At 66.0% G+C, this 580-nt stretch carries 2 protein-coding genes; one reads left to right on the plus strand and one right to left on the minus strand.

The window, feature by feature from the left end; all coding sequences use genetic code 11:
* Nucleotides 1–288: transposase (locus tag ABD323_RS44240; RefSeq protein WP_344447642.1), on the minus strand; the 288-nt coding region annotated here is incomplete at its 3' end.
* A gap of 151 nt (nt 289–439) precedes the next feature.
* On the opposite strand from ABD323_RS44240, the gene ABD323_RS44245 reads away from it, so the two are divergent.
* Nucleotides 440–580 (plus strand): transposase (locus tag ABD323_RS44245; RefSeq protein ID WP_425556366.1); only part of this gene is annotated, 141 nt, incomplete at its 3' end.

Raw genomic sequence — 580 nt, forward strand, 5'->3', positions numbered from 1 at the left:
CCCCCCAGCAGCGTTCAGCTCCGGGAGGAGTATCCGGCGCACCCGGTCGAACACGCCGGCCTCGGTCCACCGCTTCAGCCGCCGCCAGCAGGTCTGCCCGGAGCCGAACCCGAGCCTCAACGGCAGTTGCTGCCAAGGGATTCCGGTGTACAGCACGAACAGGATTCCCTGCAGAGCGGCCCGGTCACCCACCGGACGCGGGTCCGGCGACCGCTCCGGCCACGCGGGCAGCAGCGGCTCGATCACCGCCCACAAGTCATCGTCTACGAGCCACGGTTCAACAGCCACACCATCACGAACGGCCGAATCATCACACCGGTCACGGCTGACCAGCCATCACATACAAGATCGCGTTACGAGCTCTGGGGCGCGTATCGAGTCCTGAGCAATCTTTGGGATTTGCCCTCGCTTCGAGGCCTGATCCGGTAGATCGCCTTGCGTGACGCGAGTGCAACTGACGGACGTGGAGTGGGAGTTCATCGGGCCCTACCTGCCGATCGGCGAGTACGGCCCGTACCCCGAGCGGCTGCGGCAGCAGTTCGAGGGCGTGATCTGGCGGTTCAAGACGGGTGGGCAGTGG

This window comes from Kitasatospora nipponensis, from assembly GCF_039528135.1.
Taxonomy (GTDB): Bacteria; Actinomycetota; Actinomycetes; order Streptomycetales; family Streptomycetaceae; genus Kitasatospora; species Kitasatospora nipponensis.